Origin of the sequence: Cupriavidus sp. U2 (assembly GCF_009663685.2) — a bacterium.
GTDB lineage: Bacteria > Pseudomonadota > Gammaproteobacteria > Burkholderiales > Burkholderiaceae > Cupriavidus > Cupriavidus necator_C.
Map to the genome: position 1 here is coordinate 58,420 of NZ_RCOG02000006.1, position 17,173 is coordinate 75,592.

18 protein-coding genes are annotated in these 17,173 nt (G+C 65.1%); 15 read left to right on the forward strand and 3 right to left on the reverse strand.

What is annotated here, in order from left to right:
- The first annotated feature begins 75 nt into the window (after positions 1–75).
- Genes D9X30_RS06105 through D9X30_RS06125 form a run of 5 tightly spaced genes read left to right on the forward strand, consistent with a single transcriptional unit; the run spans position 76 to position 5,234 of the window.
- On the forward strand, positions 76–1,083 hold the full coding sequence (locus D9X30_RS06105) for a tripartite tricarboxylate transporter substrate binding protein (protein WP_153946858.1): 1,008 nt from the start codon (positions 76–78) through the stop codon (positions 1,081–1,083).
- 16 nt (positions 1,084–1,099) lie between these two features.
- Positions 1,100–2,341, forward strand: coding sequence for a CaiB/BaiF CoA transferase family protein (locus D9X30_RS06110; protein ID WP_153946859.1), 1,242 nt, complete (start codon positions 1,100–1,102; stop codon positions 2,339–2,341).
- Positions 2,341–3,357 carry a cyclase family protein gene (locus D9X30_RS06115; protein WP_153947133.1) on the forward strand — a complete coding sequence of 339 codons (1,017 nt, stop codon included), beginning with the start codon at positions 2,341–2,343 and terminating at the stop codon, positions 3,355–3,357. The genes D9X30_RS06110 and D9X30_RS06115 overlap by 1 nt, the downstream gene beginning before the upstream one ends.
- 36 nt (positions 3,358–3,393) lie before the next feature.
- Positions 3,394–4,353: a tripartite tricarboxylate transporter substrate binding protein gene (locus D9X30_RS06120; protein WP_153946860.1), complete on the forward strand. Its 960-nt coding sequence runs from the start codon at positions 3,394–3,396 to the stop codon at positions 4,351–4,353.
- A gap of 14 nt (positions 4,354–4,367) precedes the next feature.
- The gene (locus tag D9X30_RS06125) at positions 4,368–5,234 is read left to right on the forward strand and encodes an HpcH/HpaI aldolase/citrate lyase family protein (RefSeq protein ID WP_153946861.1); all 867 of its coding nucleotides are present in this window, start codon (positions 4,368–4,370) and stop codon (positions 5,232–5,234) included.
- A 7-nt stretch (positions 5,235–5,241) separates the two neighbouring features.
- Here the strand turns inward: D9X30_RS06125 and D9X30_RS06130 are convergent, their stop codons facing one another.
- Positions 5,242–5,631: a hypothetical protein gene (locus D9X30_RS06130; RefSeq protein WP_153946862.1), complete on the reverse strand. Its 390-nt coding sequence runs from the start codon at positions 5,629–5,631 to the stop codon at positions 5,242–5,244.
- 186 nt (positions 5,632–5,817) lie between these two features.
- On the opposite strand from D9X30_RS06130, the gene D9X30_RS06135 reads away from it, so the two are divergent.
- Positions 5,818–6,420, forward strand: coding sequence for a DUF2239 family protein (locus tag D9X30_RS06135; RefSeq protein ID WP_153946863.1), 603 nt, complete (start codon positions 5,818–5,820; stop codon positions 6,418–6,420).
- Here the strand turns inward: D9X30_RS06135 and D9X30_RS06140 are convergent.
- Complete coding sequence (locus tag D9X30_RS06140) at positions 6,399–8,213, reverse strand: cytochrome c biogenesis protein DipZ (protein WP_153946864.1); 1,815 nt, start codon at positions 8,211–8,213, stop codon at positions 6,399–6,401. The genes D9X30_RS06135 and D9X30_RS06140 overlap by 22 nt on opposite strands.
- A 230-nt stretch (positions 8,214–8,443) precedes the next feature.
- Here D9X30_RS06140 and D9X30_RS06145 point away from each other — a divergent pair, with 230 nt between their 5' ends.
- From D9X30_RS06145 to D9X30_RS06185, 9 genes are all read left to right on the forward strand, one after another.
- The gene (locus tag D9X30_RS06145; RefSeq protein WP_153946865.1) at positions 8,444–9,187 is read left to right on the forward strand and encodes a response regulator; all 744 of its coding nucleotides are present in this window, start codon (positions 8,444–8,446) and stop codon (positions 9,185–9,187) included.
- A 29-nt stretch (positions 9,188–9,216) separates the two neighbouring features.
- Positions 9,217–10,488 carry a sensor histidine kinase gene (locus D9X30_RS06150; protein WP_153947134.1) on the forward strand — a complete coding sequence of 424 codons (1,272 nt, stop codon included), beginning with the start codon at positions 9,217–9,219 and terminating at the stop codon, positions 10,486–10,488.
- 412 nt (positions 10,489–10,900) lie between these two features.
- A complete protein-coding gene (locus D9X30_RS06155; protein ID WP_153946866.1) occupies positions 10,901–11,512 on the forward strand; it encodes a copper resistance protein CopQ in 612 nt (203 codons plus the stop codon).
- 75 nt (positions 11,513–11,587) lie between these two features.
- A complete protein-coding gene (locus D9X30_RS06160) occupies positions 11,588–12,007 on the forward strand; it encodes an organic hydroperoxide resistance protein (protein ID WP_153946867.1) in 420 nt (139 codons plus the stop codon).
- A gap of 81 nt (positions 12,008–12,088) precedes the next feature.
- Positions 12,089–12,643: a thioredoxin family protein gene (locus D9X30_RS06165; RefSeq protein ID WP_153946868.1), complete on the forward strand. Its 555-nt coding sequence runs from the start codon at positions 12,089–12,091 to the stop codon at positions 12,641–12,643.
- A gap of 221 nt (positions 12,644–12,864) precedes the next feature.
- Positions 12,865–13,644 (forward strand): M23 family metallopeptidase, encoded by a 780-nt coding sequence (locus D9X30_RS06170; RefSeq protein ID WP_153946869.1) that lies wholly within the window; start codon positions 12,865–12,867, stop codon positions 13,642–13,644.
- A gap of 77 nt (positions 13,645–13,721) precedes the next feature.
- Complete coding sequence (locus D9X30_RS06175; protein ID WP_153946870.1) at positions 13,722–15,212, forward strand: hypothetical protein; 1,491 nt, start codon at positions 13,722–13,724, stop codon at positions 15,210–15,212.
- 14 nt (positions 15,213–15,226) lie between these two features.
- Positions 15,227–15,889: a hypothetical protein gene (locus tag D9X30_RS06180; RefSeq protein WP_153946871.1), complete on the forward strand. Its 663-nt coding sequence runs from the start codon at positions 15,227–15,229 to the stop codon at positions 15,887–15,889.
- A gap of 50 nt (positions 15,890–15,939) precedes the next feature.
- Positions 15,940–16,608 (forward strand): hypothetical protein, encoded by a 669-nt coding sequence (locus D9X30_RS06185; RefSeq protein ID WP_153946872.1) that lies wholly within the window; start codon positions 15,940–15,942, stop codon positions 16,606–16,608.
- Positions 16,609–16,651: 43 nt separating this feature from the next.
- Here the strand turns inward: D9X30_RS06185 and D9X30_RS06190 are convergent, their stop codons facing one another.
- Positions 16,652–16,990, reverse strand: coding sequence for a cupin domain-containing protein (locus D9X30_RS06190; protein WP_153946873.1), 339 nt, complete (start codon positions 16,988–16,990; stop codon positions 16,652–16,654).
- Between the last annotated feature and the right edge of the window lie 183 nt (positions 16,991–17,173).

Here is a 17,173-nt window from a genome sequence, read left to right on the forward strand (position 1 = left end):
GCATGGCTACGATGCTTGCCAGACGGCGCCGATCGACAGGTGCCGCACCGCACAATATCTGGAGACAACGCCGTGATGCCGCATCGTCCGCGCCTGCGCACCCTTGCCGCCGCTTTTTCCACCGCATCCACCGTCGCCCTGGCCATGGCCGGTGCCACGCTTGCCCCGGCCGCCGCGCAGGCGGCCGAGCCGGTGGTGCCGAAGACGATCCGCATGGTGGTGCCGTTCCCGCCCAGCGGCAGCAACGACGTGTTCGCGCGCCTGGTCAGCGAGAAGCTGTCGAAAAAGCTCGGCGTCACGGCCATCGTCGACAACAAGCCGGGCGCGGGCGGCGCCATCGGGGCCGAATTCGTGGCGCGCTCCGCGCCAGACGGCGCAACGCTGCTGGTGACGTCGTCCACGCTGACCGCCAATGCGGCCGTGCAGCCGAAGACCAGCTACGACGTGAACAGAAGCTTCGCGCCCGTGGCGATGCTGGCCAGCGGCCCGATGGTGCTGGCCGTGTCCGACAAGTCCCCGTACAAGACCGTGGCCGACCTGATTGCCGCCGCGAAGAAGGAAAAGGGCGCGATCAACTACGGGTCGGCCGGTATCGGATCGATCAACCAGATGTCCAGCGAACTGCTGGCCGGCGACGCCGGTATCGAATTCACCCACGTGCCGTACAAGGGCATCTCGAATGCGCTGACCGACCTGATCGCCGGGCAAGTGCAGTTCGTGATTGCCAGCTTCCCGTCGGTGGCCACGCAGGTGAAGGGCGGCAAGGTGCGCGCGCTGGGCGTGACGTCGCCGTCGCGCTCGCGCTTTGCGCCGCAGTGGCCGTCGGTGGCCGAGACCGTGCCGAACTATGCCGCCGAACTCTGGTGGGGCGTGTTTGCGCCGGCCGGCACGCCGCAGCCGCTGGTGGACAAGCTCAACGCAGAGATCCGCGACATCATCGCCACGCCCGAAATGCGCGAAATCTTCTCGCGCGAGGGCGCCGAGCCATCCGCGATGACCGCGCCCCAGTTCGCCGAGCATATCCGCCGCGACAGCGCGCGCTGGAAGCAGGTGGCCAAGGCCCGCAACATCACCGCCGAATAATTCACAGAGTCTTCCCATGTTCAGGCAGCAAGCCCTGGCGCCCGACGCCACCGGACCGCTCGACGGCATCCGCATCCTCGATCTCTCCCGCCTGGTGGCGGGCAACACGCTGACGATGGCGCTGGCCGACCTGGGCGCCGATGTGCTGAAGGTGGAACCGGCCAGCGGCGACACGCTGCGCGACTGGAAGGTCAAGGACGTGTCCACCGCATGGAAGGCCTACTGCCGCAACAAGCGCAGCCTGTGCCTGAACTTCCGGGCCGAGGGCGCCATCGGCGTGATTCTGGATCTCGTGTCCCACGCCGACGTGTTCGTCGAGAGCTTCAAGCCCGGCACGCTCGAAACCATGGGCCTGGGCCCCGACGTGCTGATGGCGCGCAACCCCAGGCTGGTGATCGTGCGCGTATCGGGCTGGGGCCAGGACGGCCCGTATTCGCATCGTCCCGGCTTCGGCACGCTGGTCGAAGGCATGTCGGGGTTTGCGTCGATGAACGGCTTTGCCGATCGCGAGCCGGTGCTGCCGCCGATCTACCTGGGCGACATGACCGCCGGCCTGTATGGCGCCATCGGCGTGCTCAGCGCCGTGCGCAACGTGGAAGTGCGCGGCGGCGTGGGCCAGGTGATCGACCTGCCGCTGCTCGATCCGATCTTCGCCATCCTGGGCGCGCAGGCGGCCAACTACCGGCTGACCGGCAAGGTCAAGCCGCGCACCGGCAGCCGGTCCACCAACAGCGCGCCGCGCAATGCCTACCAGACCGCCGATGGCAAATGGGTGTGCCTGTCGGCGTCCACGCAGGCCATGACCGAACGGCTGTTCCGCGCCATCGGCCGGCCGGCGCTGATCACCGATCCGCGTTTCGCCACCAATGCCGAACGCGTGAAGCACGCCGCGCTGCTGGACGGCATCATCGGCGAATTCCTGGGCACGATGACCCAGTCCGATTGCGTGGCGTTCTTCGACAAGGCCGGCGTGACGATCGGGCCGATCTACGACATCTCCGACATCGAGCACGACCCGCACTTCCATGCGCGCGACATCGTGGTGGAGATTCCCGACGCCGAGATGGGCCAGATTCCGGTTCACAACATCTCGCCGCGCCTGGGCGGCACGCCGGGCGCCTTCCGGCGCGCGGCACCGGCGCTGGGCGAGCATTCGGTCGAAGCCCTGCGCGCGGCCGGGCTGGACGATGCCCGCATCGCCGCGCTGCAGGCGGCCGGCGTGGTGATCGATGCCGGCGACGCCGGCAAGGACCAATGATGGCGGCGAACCCGCGCTGGAAGCAGCGTCCGCAAGGATCCAACTGGGGCGACTTCGGTCCCGACGACCAGCTTGGCCGGCTCAACCTGATCGGCCCTGCGCAGGTGCTGGCCGCCGTGCGTGAAGTGCGCCAGGGGCTGACGTTCTCGCTGAGCCTGCCGCTCGACGTGCCCCGTGCCGGCGTGCTGAATCCGCGCCGGCGCCCGCCCGTGCTGCATCCCTCCGAAAAGGACGGCCAGCGCGTGTTCAATCGCCCGATGGCGGGCGATGTGCCGGGCGCCACCGACGTGATCAGCGACGACCACGTCACGCTGTCACCGCAATATTCCACGCAGTGGGACGCGCTGGGCCATGTGAACTGCCTGTTCGATGCCGATGGCGACGGCCAGGCCGAAACGGTTGGCTACAACGGTTACTCGGTGGGCAGCGGCAGCGCGGCCGATGGCACGTTTATCGGCGCGCAGGCACTGTCGATTGCCCCAATGGCGGCGCGCGGCATCCAGGGACGCGGCACGCTGGTGGACCTGCACCGGCATTTCGGCCCGGCGCGGCGCGCGGTGGGCTATGACGACCTGATGCGCGTGATCGAGGCCGATGGCGCGGACGTGCAGCGCGGCGACATCCTCTGCGTGCATACCGGGCTGGCCGACATGGCGCTGCAACTGTCCGCGGCCGACGATCATGCGGGGCTGCGCCATGCGTGCGCCGTGCTGGACGGCACCGACGCACGGCTGCTGCGCTGGATCGACGAAGCCGGCATCGCCGCCATCGCCGCCGACAACCACGCGGTGGAAGAGCGCCGCCACGCACTGCCGCCCGGCACCACCGGGCCGCTGCTGCCCCTGCACGAACTCTGCCTGGTCAAGCTGGGCATCCCGCTGGGCGAGATGTGGCACCTGACGCCGCTGGCCGCATGGCTGCACCGGGCGGGGCGGGCCTCGTTCCTGCTGACCGCCCCGCCGATGCACCTGCCACGCGCGGTGGGCTCGCCGGCCAACCCGATTGCCACGGTCTGACGACCGCACGACTTCCAGACAACAGGAGACCCATCCATGCATCCGACCTGCCGCAAACTGCTGGTCGCAGTGGCCGCCTGCGCGCCGCTACTGGCCGCCGCAGCCTATCCCGACCGCCCGATCCGCATGATCGTGCCGTACTCCGCCGGTGGCGGCGCCGACAACACGGCGCGCGTGATCGCGCAGCGCATGAGCGCGTCGATGGGTCAGCAGGTGGTGATCGACAACCGCCCCGGCGCGGCCGGCGTGATCGGCGAGGAAGCGGTGGCCAAGGCCACGCCCGACGGCTACACGGTGCTATACGACGCATCGGCGTTCGCGGTGAATCCGGGCCTGCGCAAGATGTCGTTCGATCCGCTCAAGGACCTGGTGCCGATCTCGCTGGTGGCCACGGCGGCCAACATCCTCGTGGTGCCACCCAACGCGCCATACAGGACGGTCAAGGAATTCATCGCCTATGCCAAAGCCAACCCCGGCAAGCTGACGTTCGCGTCGGCCGGCTCGGGCAGCGGGTCGCACCTGGCGGGCGAACTGCTCAACGCCAAGGCCGGCATCGACCTGCTGCACGTGCCGTACAAGGGTGGTGCGCCGGCGCTGACCGACGTGATGGGCAACCAGGTGTCGGCGTACTTCGGCAACGTGGCATCCACGCTCAACTATGCCAAAGGCGGCAAGCTGAAGGCGCTGGCGGTGACGTCGCTCAAGCGCAACCCGGGGCTGCCCGATGTGCCGACGCTGGCCGAAAGCGGCCTGCCCGATTTCGAGGTGCTGGAGTGGAACGGCGTGTGGGTGCCCAGGGGCACGCCGCCCGAGGTGGTGGCGCGGCTGGCGAAGGAAGTGCAGGGCGCCGTGGCCGACCCGCAGGTGCAGGACAAGTTGCGCCAGATGGGGCTGGAGCCGGTGGGCAACTCGCCGCAGCAGTTCGGCAGGTTCGTGCAGGGCGAGGCCATGCGCTGGGGGGCGCTGGTCAAGCAGCGCAGCATCCGGGCGGAATGAAGATGAAGGCGATCATGCGCAGCAAACTGTTTGTACCGGGATCGCGCCCGGAGCTGTTCGACAAGGCGCTGGCCAGCGCGGCCGACGCGCTGTCGTTCGACCTGGAAGACGCCGTGGCCGAGCCGCGCAAGGCCGAGGCCCGCGCCACGCTGCAGGACCTGCTGGCGTCGGGCCGCACGGCCGCATCGGGCAAGACGCTGATCGTGCGCGTGAACGCGCCGGACACCGCCCACTTCGCGCCCGATATCGTCGCCGTGGTACGCAACGGGCTGCATCTGGTCAACGTGCCCAAGGTGGAAGACGTCGAGCAGGTGCACCTGGCCGCCAAGGCCGTGGCACAGGCCGAGGCCGCCAACGGCGCGAGCACGCCGGTGAAGCTGCTGCTCAATATCGAATCGCCGCGCGGGCTGCGCCGCGCGCATGAACTGGCCGCCGCCGATCCGCGCGTGGCGGGCCTGCAACTGGGCTATGCCGACCTGTTCGAGCCGGCCGGCATTCATCGGCGCGAAACACTGGCCGTGGCGCAGACCATGTATCAGATGCGCATGGCCGCCGCCGAAGCCGGCGTGTTTGCCTATGACGCGGCCTTCGCTGACGTCAAGGATGCCGAGGGCTACCGGGCCGAGGCCGAACTGGCGCGCCGGCTCGGGTATCTGGGCAAAAGCTGCATCCATCCGAGCCAGATCGCGCTGGCCAACGACGTATTCCAGCCGACCGCCGCCGAAATCGCCGCCGCGCAACGGATCGTGGCTGCCGCCGACGAGGCCGACGCGAGCGGCGTGGGCGCCTATCTGGTCGACGGCAAGATGGTGGACCGGCCGTTCGTGGAGCGCGCCCGCGCCGTGCTGGCCCAGGCGCGGACCATGGGCTGGGCCGGCTGAAGCGCGCTTACCGCGCCGGGGTGCCCGGCTGGCAGTTCTTGATGTAGCCCGTCACGCGCCCCTGGCTCAGCATCGGCCGGAAGTCTCCGGCGCTGCGGATTTCCACGTCGGTGCCCTGGCGGGCGGCGCGCAGGTTGATGAGGTACGAGTAGCCGGCGTCGGCCCGGTGGCCGTATCCCACGCGCACGTCGACCTTGCCCGGTTCGGGATAGGCCAGCACGTTCGCGTCGTCGCCGAGCTTCTGCTTCAGGCAGACGACGATGTCGCCTACGCTGGCGTCGGAATGGAACGGCTTGCCGTCCTGTGATTCAAGGTATTCCACAGAGCTGCCGCTGGCGCAGGCCGCCAGCAGGGGGCTGACGATTACCGCGATCAGCAGTGGCCGGATTCCGATCATTGAAGGTTTCATAGGAAGTGGTCTGGAAAATCTGCCCCGCGATGCTGCCATGCGCGGCGCCCCGGGTCAAAACGCCACGGCTTGGCCCATCCTTCCGCCAATCCAAAATATTACCCGGATGTAATTGACTGCGGATATATTACCCGGGTAATATCAACTCCCATCTCAACGGCGTCGGGAGACCCCATGGAAGACAACGAATCTTGTACCGCCTTTGCTGGCGAGCGGCGGCTGGCGTCCGGCAAGCCCGTGGAAGTGGCGCTGGCCGTGGCGGCCGCCCTGCGTGCCGATCCGCATCAATCGATTCTGGCGTTTGGCGATATCACGGGCCGGCAGTTGGATTTCGACCTGCGCGGCAGCGATGCCGACATTGCCGCGCGGCTGGCGCCGCCGGCTGTCGATGACGGCCCGGCCAGGAAGGGCGCCGGGCGGCCGAAGCTGGGGGTCGTGGCGCGCGAGGTCACGCTGCTGCCACGCCATTGGGAATGGCTGGGCGAGCAGCCGGGCGGGGCGTCGGTGACGCTGCGCAAGCTGGTGGACGCCGCGCGCAAGGGCCAGGGGGCCGACGCGGGTTTGGTCGCCGGCCGTGCCAAGGCCGCGGCGGACCGGTTCATGTCGACGATGCTCGGCAACCAGCCCGGCTATGAGGAGGCATCCCGCGCGCTGTACGGCGGCGACCGGGACCGCTTCGTGGCGCTGTCCCAGGCGTGGCCCGCCGACCTGCGCGACCACGCCCGCAAGCTGGCCGCGCCGGCCTTCGGCGACGATCAGCCGAACGTGAACGCGTAGGCCTGGGCGCCCGGGTCGAGGAAGCGGATCTCGAACGTGTGTTCGCCCACTTCGCCGGCCTGGCGCACCAGCTGGTAAAGCCGCGTGGCGGTGATCGCCCCGTTGCCGTTGGCGTCGATATCGGCGCCATGGCTGTCGCCCGGTGCCTTGCCGTCGATGGTCACCACGAAGCGCACGGCGCGTCCGTTGGCGGCCGGCCCCAGCACCAGGTGCAGGTCGCGGGCCTGGAAGCGGTAGCGGATGCTGCCGTCGGCGCGTTCCACGGTGGCGAATTCCGGTCCGACCGTCCATTGGCCGGCCAGCCCCCACTGGTTCAGGCGCAGCTTGCCGTCCACGGCGTAATCGCGCGGTGCATCCGCACGGATGCCGCCCGGCGAGGCGAAGTTCGACGCCTGGTTGTAGCCCACATAGGTCTCGCCGGAGCGGACGTTGCGCAGGTCGGGCGCGGCCTGCGCGCCCGTGGCATCGGGCACTACCACATCGCGCGACGCAGACGGCTGGCCGGCCTCGGCCAGCAGGGTCTGGATCACGCGCTCGGATTGGGCGTAGTCGCCTTCGCCGAACTGGTGATGGCGGATATTGCCGCGCGCATCGACAAAGTACGCCGCCGGCCAGTAGTTGTTGTGGAAGGCGCGCCAGATGGCGTAGTCGCTGTCCACGGCCACCGGAAAGCCGATCCGGAAGTCGCCGATGGCGCGGCGCACGTTGTCCGCCTTCTTCTCGAAGGCGAACTCGGGCGTATGCACGCCGATGACCTGCAGGCCCGGATACTTGTCAGCCCAGGCGCGCAGGTAGGGCAGCGTGCGGATGCAGTTGATGCACGAGTACGTCCAGAAATAGACCAGCGTGACCTTGCCTTGCGACTGCTGGCGCGTGATTGGCGCACCGTTCGCCGTGTTGAACCACTGGACCGCGCCATCGAGCGGCGGCAACTGGCCTTCGACCGGCAAGCGGCCGCCGAAGCCGTAGCCGGTGTCGTTGGCGGCCAGCAGCATGCCCGCGCTGGCACCGGCGGTGCCTGCGGCAGCAGTCGTGGACGAATCTTCATGGCTCGCCTGCGGGGCCGGCGCCGACGCACTGTGCAGCCGGTCGATCAATGCCTGTTCCAGCCGGGCCGGGCTGCCGATGGACAGCCGCGCCAGGAAGCCGGTATCGGCGCCGATGGCGATGGCGGCCACGCCGCCCAGCACGCCCACGCCCAGGCCGCGACGCAGCCATTCGCCGGCCCCCATCGACCGCTTCATCGCCGCGAACAGGCGGCCGCCCAGCCCAAGCGCGGCGGCCAGCGACGTGGCCGCACCGGCCGCGTATGCCACCAGCAGCAGCGAGCTTTGCACGCTGGCGCCCTGCAGCGCGGCCGTGGTCAGCACGATGCCCAGGATGGGGCCGGCACAGGGTGCCCACAGCATGCCCGTGGCCACCCCGAGCAGCAGCGATGCCCACGGCGACGCGGCGCCGGCCGTGCCATCGCCGGCCAGCCGGTTGCCCAGCGCCACCACGGGCCGGGTCAGCGCATCGGCCAGGCGGGGCACCAGCAGCGACACCCCGAACATCGCCAGCAGGACCAGCGCGGCATGGCGGCCGTATTCATTGGCGCGCACCGCCCACGCGCCGCCCACTGACGCCAGCGTGGCCACCGCCGCAAAGGTCAGCGCCATGCCGGCCAGCATCGGCAGCCGCCCGCGCAGGAACGGCTGGCCGCTGCCGCTCAGCACGAACGGCAGCACGGGCAGGATGCAAGGGCTCAGGATGGTCAGGGCACCACCCAGGTAGGCAAGGATCAGCAGCGTCATGGTCGGGTTCCTTTCGGCAAGGATGAGAGGCCAGCAATCTGGCATGCCCCAATGAGACGCCCGTGATCTACCGTAAATGTGTCGCCAACCGGCAAAGTTGTATGGCTTTGTGGGCCGGCTGCCGCCAGATACATTGCGATACACGCGACGGCGCCCGCGCCCATACAATGCCGCCAACAGACTGATTGTTCACAATTTTCCGAAAAATAGACTGCCCAGGGGTGAAGCTGATGGAATCGCATGTCGACCATGTCCTGATCGTCGATGACGACCGGGAGATCCGTGAGTTGGTATCCACTTACCTGACCAAGAATGGCCTGCGGGTGACCATGGCGCCGGACGGCCGCCATATGCGCCAGTTCCTGGACGGCAACACGGTCGACCTGATCGTGCTGGACGTGATGCTGCCCGGTGACGATGGCCTGGTGCTGTGCCGCGAACTGCGCGCGGGCAAGCACAAGACCACGCCGATCCTGATGCTGACCGCCCGCGATGACGAGACCGACCGCATCATCGGCCTGGAAATGGGCGCCGACGACTACCTGACCAAGCCATTCGCCGCGCGCGAACTGCTGGCGCGCATCAAGGCCGTGCTGCGCCGCACCCGGATGCTGCCGCCCAACCTGCAGATCACCGAGGCCGGGCAGATGCTGGCCTTCGGCGACTGGCAGCTGGATACCACCGCGCGCCACCTGATCGACAACGAAGGCACCATCGTCGCGCTGAGCGGGGCGGAGTACCGGCTGCTGCGCGTCTTCGTGGACCACCCGCAGCGCGTGCTGAACCGCGACCAGCTGCTGAACCTGACGCAGGGCCGCGAAGCCGACATGTTCGAGCGGTCGGTGGACCTGCTGGTCAGCCGCCTGCGCCAGCGCCTGAAGGACGACGCGCGCGAGCCGGCCTATATCAAGACGGTGCGCAGCGAGGGCTATGTGTTCTCGATGCCCGTGGAGATTACGGAGGCACGTCAGTGAGCACTCACCGCTGGCGCTGGCCCCATACCATGGGGTCGCGCCTGTTCCTGATCCTGCTGGCGGGCATGATCGTCGCACACCTGATGTCGTTTGCCGTGCTGTTTTCGGAGCGGTACATGTCGGCGCGGGAGGTCATGCTGGGCACGCTGGAGACCGACGTGGCCACGTCGGTGGCGATCCTGGACCGGATACCCGCCGCCGAGCGCCCGCAGTGGCTGCCGCGCGTGAACCGCGGCAACTACCAGTACATCCTGGGGCCTGGATCGCCGGGGGTGCCGGAGATGACCCAGCGCGGGCGCGACATCGCCGAGCGGATCATGGAAGCCACCGGCACGCACTACCCGGTCACGGTGGAGTCGATTCCGGGGGACGGCAAGCAGCTGCAGGCGCATCTGACGCTGAGTGACGGCAGCCCGCTGACCATCGACGTGCATCCGCGCATGACGCCCATCGCGCAGTGGCTGCCCTATGTGCTGGTGCTGCAGTTGCTGCTGCTGATCCTGTGCTGCTGGTTCGCCGTGCGCCTGTCGATCCGCCCGCTGGTGGCGCTGGCCGACGCCGCCGACGCGCTCAACCCGAATACCCGGTCGCAGCCGCTGGACGAGCACGGGCCCACGGAACTGGCGCAGGCGGCGCGGGCCTTCAATGCCATGCGCGACCGCATTGCGCAATTTGTCGAGGAGCGCGTGCAGATCCTGGCCGCCATCTCGCATGACCTGCAGACCCCCATCACGCGGATGAAGCTGCGCGCGGAGCTGGCCGAGGATTCCGAGGAAAAGCGCAAGCTGGTCAACGACCTGGCGGAAATCCAGACGCTGGTGCGCGAAGGGCTGGCGTACGCGCGCAGTTCGGGCGGCGACGGCGAGGAGGCGTCGAAGATCGACCTGGGGTCGTTTGTCGAAAGCCTGGTCTACGACTACCAGGACACTGGCAAGGACGTGTCGATCGGCGAGAACGCCGGCGGCGCCATCGTGACGCGCCGCAATGCGCTGCGGCGCGTGCTGACCAACCTGATCGACAACGCCATCAAATATGGCGGCGGGGCGGCCGAAGTGGGCGTCCACCGTGAACGTGACGCCGTGATCATATCGATCATGGACCGGGGCCCCGGCATCCCCGAAGACAAGCTCGAAGCCGTCTTGCAGCCGTTTGTCCGTCTGGAGGGCTCGCGCAACCGCGAAACCGGCGGCACCGGCCTGGGCCTGGCCATCGCCCACCAGCTCGCGGCGGCGATCGGCGGCTCGCTGACGCTGCGCAACCGCGAGGGCGGCGGCCTGGCTGCCGAGATCAGGCTGGGCTGAGGCTGTCTTGCGATAGTCTCCAGCGATTCGGTTTGCTCCCCTCTCCCGTCGGCGGAGAACGGTCCAGGGAGAGGGCGAGCGATTCAAATCGCACCCGGCAGGCCAGCCCCTTCCCTCCAACCCTCTCTCGTTCTCCCTCTCGGGTAAGACGCGTGCCGCAAGGCGCACCTCCGCGGTTCTCCCCCCTCCCGTAGTTCTCGCCTCCCGGCAGGCTTCCTTCCTTTTTGTACGGCTCTGTATCAGGCCGCCGCGACGATACGTGCCCTGACACAACGGCCGCCAATTCGCTACGGGCGCGATACGTGGGCCGCCTTAAATACGGTCCATGGCAGGGCGACGCACAAACGACAAAGCGCAAACGCTGCCACGGCATCCACCGAATCGACCGCATACCACTGAAAAGGAAACCATCATGTCCAAGAACCTCACCAAGCGCCTTGTTCTCGCCGTTGCCCTGGTTGCCGCCGCTGCTGGCGCACAGGCTTCCGTTGTCGGGGCCCGCGATGTGTACACCGACGGCGCCCGCGCCGTACAGGGTGCACGCGACGTGTTCAGCGAAGGCGCCCGCGCGGCCACCGACGCCCGCGACCCGTACACCGAAGGTGCCCGCTCGGTGCAGGAATCGCGCAGCCCGTACACCGACGGCGCCCGCACGGTAGCCAGCCTGTCGTTCCGCTCGGCCGATCCGTTCAGCGACGGCGCGCGTTCGGTACAGGACCAGCGCAGCCCGTACTACGACGGTGCCCACTCGGTGCAGGAACCGCGCAGCCCCTACTACGACGGCGCCCATACGGTAGCCGGCCTGGATCGCACCGGCGTGTCGGCCCCGCCCGCCCGCTCGGCCGATCCGTACCTGGACGGCGCCCGCTCGGTGCAAGACCAGCGTAGCCCGTTCTATGACGGCGCCCGCACGCTTGACCCGTACTACGAAGGCGCCCGCACGGTGGCCGGCATGGACCGCACCGGCGTGTCGGCCGATCCGGCGCGCCGCGTCGATCCGTACCTGGATGGCGCCTACGCCTGAGCCCGGTTCCCACGCGCCGTCGCCATCGAATCCGCTTTACCACAACCAACCACTGAACTAGACAAGGAATCCACCATGACCCGCATCGAAAACGTCCTGTACACCGGCAAGGTCCACATCACGTCCGGCGGCCGCAACGGCTCTGCCCGCAGCGACGACGGCAAACTCGACATCGACCTGTCGTCGCCGGGTAGCAAGGGCAACGGCACCAACCCCGAGCAGCTGCTGGCCGCCGGCTGGTCTGCCTGCTTCATCGGTGCCATCGGCCTGGCCGCCGGCAAGCAGAAGATCAAGCTGCCGGAAGACCTGTCGGTCGATGCCGAAGTGGACCTTGGCACGGCCGGTGCGGAGTACCTGCTGCAGGCCCGGCTACGCGTGCATATCCCCGGCATCGAGCGCGAGGTGGCGCAGGCGCTGGTGGACACCGCCCACCGCACCTGCCCGTACTCGAAGGCCTTGCACGGCAACATCCATATCGAAACCGAACTGGTCTGACCAGTGCCCCATCGCGCCATCGCCCCGACGTCCGCCCTGCGGACGCGGGGCGAGCATCTTCCGGACAGAGGCCCCTGAATCATGCGTAACGTAATCCGCGCCATGCTCGCCGCCATCGGCATCGCGGCGATCTATACCTTCGGCACCGGCGCCATCGCCGAAAGTCCAAAGGTGGGCGACCAGGGCGCCGCCCCCGAATTCGTCGGCATCAACAACTGGCTGAATTCCGAGCCGCTCACGATGCAGCAATTGCGCGGCAAGGTGGTGCTGGTCGACTTCTGGACGTACGCCTGCGGCAACTGCGTGAACACGCTGCCGTATGTGAAACAGTGGTACGACAAGTACAAGGACCAGGGCCTGGTGGTGGTGGGTGTGCACACGCCGGAATTCCCGTTTGAAAAATCGACCGGGAACGTACAGGCGGCGCTCAAGCGATACGACATCCGCTACCCGGTGGCGCAGGACAACATGTACGGCACATGGTCGGCCTATCGCAACCAGTACTGGCCCGCGCTCTACCTGATCGACACCAATGGCCGCATCATGTACCAGCACTACGGCGAAGGCCGCTACAAGGAGACCGAGGCGGCCATCCAGAAACTGCTGGCGGAACGCAAGGCGGCACAGCCTGGGTGAGTGCGCTGTTGCCGTGAAGGAATCAGCGTCCGAGCCTGTCTCGGAACCGGAAAGGGCCTTGCTTCGCAGGGCCCTTTTCATTTGCGCGTAAATCGCAATCCGACGAATTTTGCGTGCGGTTGCGTCGGATTAGATCACTGCGAAATCGGTAGCTTTGTCGGCAGGAAGTCGGTGTAGCGTGCGTCGCACAGCAAACAGTGCGTGACGAACGTGAGCCGGCCATGATCCTCAGCCCACCCTTCCTGCCAACCCTCGACGCCGACTTCATCAAGAACGCCGGCCCCGACCCGCTGATGGATGCGGTCGACAAGTATGAATCGGGCCACAGCGGCATCTATCCGATCGCGTTCGATGGCCGCTGGCATTGCGGCACGCATTTGAATCCCCGCAAATATGTACCCGTGCATGCCATCGCGGACGGCGAGGTGGTGGCCTATTCCGTTCGCCAGAAGGCCATCTCGTGTCATCGCAAAAACCACGAGGGCACGGAGCATCTGGATTCGAATACCGGATTCGTATTGCTCAGGCATACCACCGAAACCGGTGAAGGCCGGGTCATGACGTTCTACTCGCTGTACATGCATTTGCTGGACCTGGATAACACGCGAAACCGGGTCAAGCCGATGCTGAAAATGCCACCGGAAGTCGGATCGGCCACGGTATTGCCCAAGTGGCTGTCATACCCGACCGACGGTGTGCAGGTTCCCGCCAACCTGAAGGTCAATCGGAAGGACATTCTGGGATATCCAGGCATGTGCCAGGGCCAGCCGCATATCCATTTCGAGATATTCATGACCGAGCCCGATTTTGCGGCCTGGTTTGAACCTTCGATGCATCCGATACAGCTCGGGATACAGAGCCCGACGACACCGGTCTCGAAAGACTACTGGGGGCACAGCTATTTCGTGATTCCCGGCGGGCAGACGTTCATCAGCCGGCCACCGGTTCAGAAGGCGCATGCCCATTTTTTCCGGAACTGCAGGCGGGTGCGCTCTGCGTAAACTCGCGGCTGTATGTCGAGGCGTATTTTCACAAAGGGCAACGCTACACGCGCTCCTGGCTGGAAAAGGACGGGAAGATGACCTGTCTGACCGGCCCCAAGCCGGTGGCAGATCCCTACCAGGATTACGAATACGAACTGTATAGCCGCGCCACCACTCTTTATCCCGACTGTCCCAGCGATGGCTACGAACTGCTGCGGTTCGGACGCATCCTGAGCGACGAGCCGAAGCTGCCAAACGATGCCAGGAAAACATGGGTATCGGTGACGTTCGAGGCAGGCAAGCAGGGATATATCGACATCAACCAAAGTGCCATCCAGAAATTGTCGGACGCGGATTTCCCGCGCTTCATGGGCTGGCAGAAGATTGCCGAAGGCAATACGCCGTTCACCGACGACGTGCTGTGCGACCTGGACAGGCTAAAACAGATCGTCCGCTATGTGGATGAAAGGGACGACCCGGTCGCACGACTGCGACCGGGCTTCGAGCGCGAAGACAGGCTGGCGATTTACATCCGTGAGAACCCCGAAGTGCTTGTCGAACTGCGCGGCTTTGTCTGTCACGCCCCGAGCGAATGGGATGCCAGCTTAAACGATGTCCGCTACAGGCGGCTCAATGACCCGGATGGATTTTACGGCCGACGCAAGCAGACGGATCCCGATGGCTACGACCGATTCATCCGATTTCTGACGCAATTGCAGTTTCTGGACAAGACGCCGCTTGGGGCGGGCAAGAAGTTCTGGTTCTTCCATCCGTTGGCATTTATCCGGCATTTCAGGCGGTGTGGGTGGCTGGCGGATAGTGAAATGAAGAACACGGCTCCTGCTACAGCATTGCGTCGAGCCGGGTCTCGGTGGGTGTCAGAGCGTGTGCGTCTGGTCTCGGAAGTGATCGGTCTTTTTGGTGCGGAGCTCAACAAGGCGATGCGAAAGTTTGGTATTCAGACGCCTTTGCGACAGGCGGCATTTCTAGGCAATGCCATGCAAGAGACGCAGTGGTTCTTGCATCTTGAAGAAGATGGGGGGGAGGGCCAACGCTATTCCCCATGGTTCGGTCGCGGCTTTCTACAACTTACGTGGCCTGATAATTACATCAAGTACTGGAGGTTTCTCGGGAGGGACATTGACCAGGCAGTGGTGAACCGGCTGCGCGCGGCCGCCGATAAAGCGCATCGTGAGCGAAATAACGCGGCATTGATGGCAGCGGAAAAACATTTACCGCCGGAGATCGGGGAATGGAGGCGCTGGGTAGCACGTGATCCCGTTGATGCAGCAGACAGCGCAGGTGCATATTGGGCGTGGTCGAAAGCAGCCGTGCCAGCCGATCAATTTCCACGGTTTCAGCGCGAAACCCGACGGGTCGGGAATTTACAGATGCCCTACTACAGCAGTGATTCTTTCGGCAGAGTAGCTGCGACCGTCAACGTGGGACATGCATCCAGCAGATTTTCGCTTATCAACGGTATTGAGGCCCGCTTTCAGGCTTATGCCGCCGCCCTCTTCACGCTGGCCGACGGTATCCGCATCTCAAGCCTGGACGGTCATCCGGACGGGGGTGGCGACTTATGAGAGGACAAAATCCGATGATCAAGTTCAATATGATCTTCATCCTCATTTCCATGCTATGTGAGTTGCTTTTCGGAAACATCGCTATGGCGGAAATTTCGCGTGAAAGCTCTGCGAAGAATAATGATTCAAACGTGCGTGTCATTGGTCCATGTCGATTCCGCATGGCAGATTTGTTCGGTGGGAGACTTGCGACCCGCAAAGATAAGGTAGGGGCATATTTCCTTCCATGGGTGGGTCCGCAGAGGTTTAGATCAGAAGGTTTTTCGTTGTTTTGCGTAAAGGCGACCGACGTAAAAATCGCTATTTTACTGGACGGAAAACTGATCGACGGTCGTTGGTGGAGGTGCAGTTCATACCCCTGTACGGAAATGGAGCCCTATGAAAAGGAGGCGAATGCGGAGACGGTGCCTCTGAAAGGTCGCAACTGGCAGGGTATCGCCAATACAGCGGACGACACGACAGGAGACGAGCGGTGGCGAGCGCGCTGGTTCCGCTTTTGTTTGATCCATGAAAAAAATGCCTTGTGTGGGCGCGTTCCGGTCAAACGGTTGTCAAATCCAAAAGGCAGAGACGATCTGCCGCGAATCAAGGCGATTTTGGAATCCGTGGAGTTTGTAGATCCTGTCGATTTGCCGACGCCAGGTATCGATGACGCGCCGGCGTTGCCCGCCAGGTAGGCCTGGACGGTCATCCGGACGGGTGGCGACTTATGAGACGACAAAATCCGATGATCAAGTTGAATATGAAGTTCATCCTCATTTCCGTGCTATGTGAGTTGCTTTTCGGAAACATCGCTATGGCGGAAATCTCGCATGAAAGCTCTGCGAATAACAGTTATGCAAACGTGCGTGTCGTTGGTCCATGTCGATTCCGCATGGAAGATTTGTTCGGGGGGAGACTTGCGACCTACAAAGATAAAGAAGGGATTTATTTTCTTCCATGGGTGGGTCCGCAGAGGTTTAAATCGGGAAGTTTTTCGTTGTCTTGCGTAAAGGCGACCGACGAAAAAATCGCTATTTATCTGGACGGAAAACTGATCGACGGTCGTTGGTGGAGGTGCAGTTCATACCCCTGTACGGAAATGGAGCCCTATGAAAAGAAGGCGAATGCGAAGACGGTGCCTCTGAAAGGTCGCAACTGGCTGGGAATCGCATATACAGCGGACGACACGACAGGAGACGAGCGGAAGCGAGCGCGCAGGTTCCGCTTTTGTTTGGTCCATGAGAAAAATGCCTTGTGTGGGCGCATTCCGGTCCAATGGTTGTCAAATCCAAAAGGCAGAGACGATCTTCCGCGAATCAAGGCGATTTTGGAATCCGTGGAATTTGTAGATCCTGTCGATTTGCCGACGACAAGTACCGATGGCCCGCCGGCGGTGGTAACGGAAGGCAGATAATGCCCGCGGAGCCATTCGCAAATACCAGGTCTCGGCAAAGTCGCTATTCGCCTCCATCCATCAACACAATCGTCAACAGCACCGACGCATCCGTCACGGCCTTTACGTCGTGCCGGACGTTGCCGGCCAGGTAGATCAGGTCGCCTGGTTTCAGGCGTTGCGAGCCGTGGTCCAGCGCGATTTCGATTTCTCCCTCGATGCACTGGATAGTCAGCGGGCCGGCCACGGCGTGTGGGGGCAACTGTTTACCTGCCAGCATCACCAGGCGGGCCACTTCCATGTGCGGGGCCTTGAATAGCGCGGTGGTGGGGGTGTTCTTGAGGTTGGCGCCCAGCGGTAGCACGCTGGCGGTCTGGCCGGAAGACAGGTGGGGAATCGACATGGCTTCGCTCGCTGACTGGGGGTTGGATAGTGCTACAGCCGCGCCTTCCTGCGCACGGCAGTTTCAGTCTATGGCCAAATCGCCTGCCAGGCACAGGGCGGCAGCGCGCGAATGTGGCGCAGGCAGCGTATGTCGCCCCGGGGTGGCTTGACGGTGGGCGAGGCACGTCGGCGAAGGGCGGTC

Coding starts and splice junctions, on each gene's coding strand:
- D9X30_RS06180 (WP_153946871.1), top strand. CDS start 15,227: ATGATCAAGTTCAATATGATCTTCATCCTCATTTCCATGCTATGTGAG.
- D9X30_RS06145 (WP_153946865.1), top strand. CDS start 8,444: ATGGAATCGCATGTCGACCATGTCCTGATCGTCGATGACGACCGGGAG.
- D9X30_RS06125 (WP_153946861.1), top strand. CDS start 4,368: ATGCGCAGCAAACTGTTTGTACCGGGATCGCGCCCGGAGCTGTTCGAC.
- D9X30_RS06185 (WP_153946872.1), top strand. CDS start 15,940: ATGATCAAGTTGAATATGAAGTTCATCCTCATTTCCGTGCTATGTGAG.
- D9X30_RS06150 (WP_153947134.1), top strand. CDS start 9,217: ATGGGGTCGCGCCTGTTCCTGATCCTGCTGGCGGGCATGATCGTCGCA.
- D9X30_RS06105 (WP_153946858.1), top strand. CDS start 76: ATGCCGCATCGTCCGCGCCTGCGCACCCTTGCCGCCGCTTTTTCCACC.
- D9X30_RS06165 (WP_153946868.1), top strand. CDS start 12,089: ATGCGTAACGTAATCCGCGCCATGCTCGCCGCCATCGGCATCGCGGCG.
- D9X30_RS06140 (WP_153946864.1), bottom strand. CDS start 8,213: ATGACGCTGCTGATCCTTGCCTACCTGGGTGGTGCCCTGACCATCCTG.
- D9X30_RS06160 (WP_153946867.1), top strand. CDS start 11,588: ATGACCCGCATCGAAAACGTCCTGTACACCGGCAAGGTCCACATCACG.
- D9X30_RS06155 (WP_153946866.1), top strand. CDS start 10,901: ATGTCCAAGAACCTCACCAAGCGCCTTGTTCTCGCCGTTGCCCTGGTT.
- D9X30_RS06190 (WP_153946873.1), bottom strand. CDS start 16,990: ATGTCGATTCCCCACCTGTCTTCCGGCCAGACCGCCAGCGTGCTACCG.
- D9X30_RS06170 (WP_153946869.1), top strand. CDS start 12,865: ATGATCCTCAGCCCACCCTTCCTGCCAACCCTCGACGCCGACTTCATC.
- D9X30_RS06135 (WP_153946863.1), top strand. CDS start 5,818: ATGGAAGACAACGAATCTTGTACCGCCTTTGCTGGCGAGCGGCGGCTG.
- D9X30_RS06130 (WP_153946862.1), bottom strand. CDS start 5,631: ATGATCGGAATCCGGCCACTGCTGATCGCGGTAATCGTCAGCCCCCTG.
- D9X30_RS06115 (WP_153947133.1), top strand. CDS start 2,341: ATGGCGGCGAACCCGCGCTGGAAGCAGCGTCCGCAAGGATCCAACTGG.
- D9X30_RS06175 (WP_153946870.1), top strand. CDS start 13,722: ATGACCTGTCTGACCGGCCCCAAGCCGGTGGCAGATCCCTACCAGGAT.
- D9X30_RS06120 (WP_153946860.1), top strand. CDS start 3,394: ATGCATCCGACCTGCCGCAAACTGCTGGTCGCAGTGGCCGCCTGCGCG.
- D9X30_RS06110 (WP_153946859.1), top strand. CDS start 1,100: ATGTTCAGGCAGCAAGCCCTGGCGCCCGACGCCACCGGACCGCTCGAC.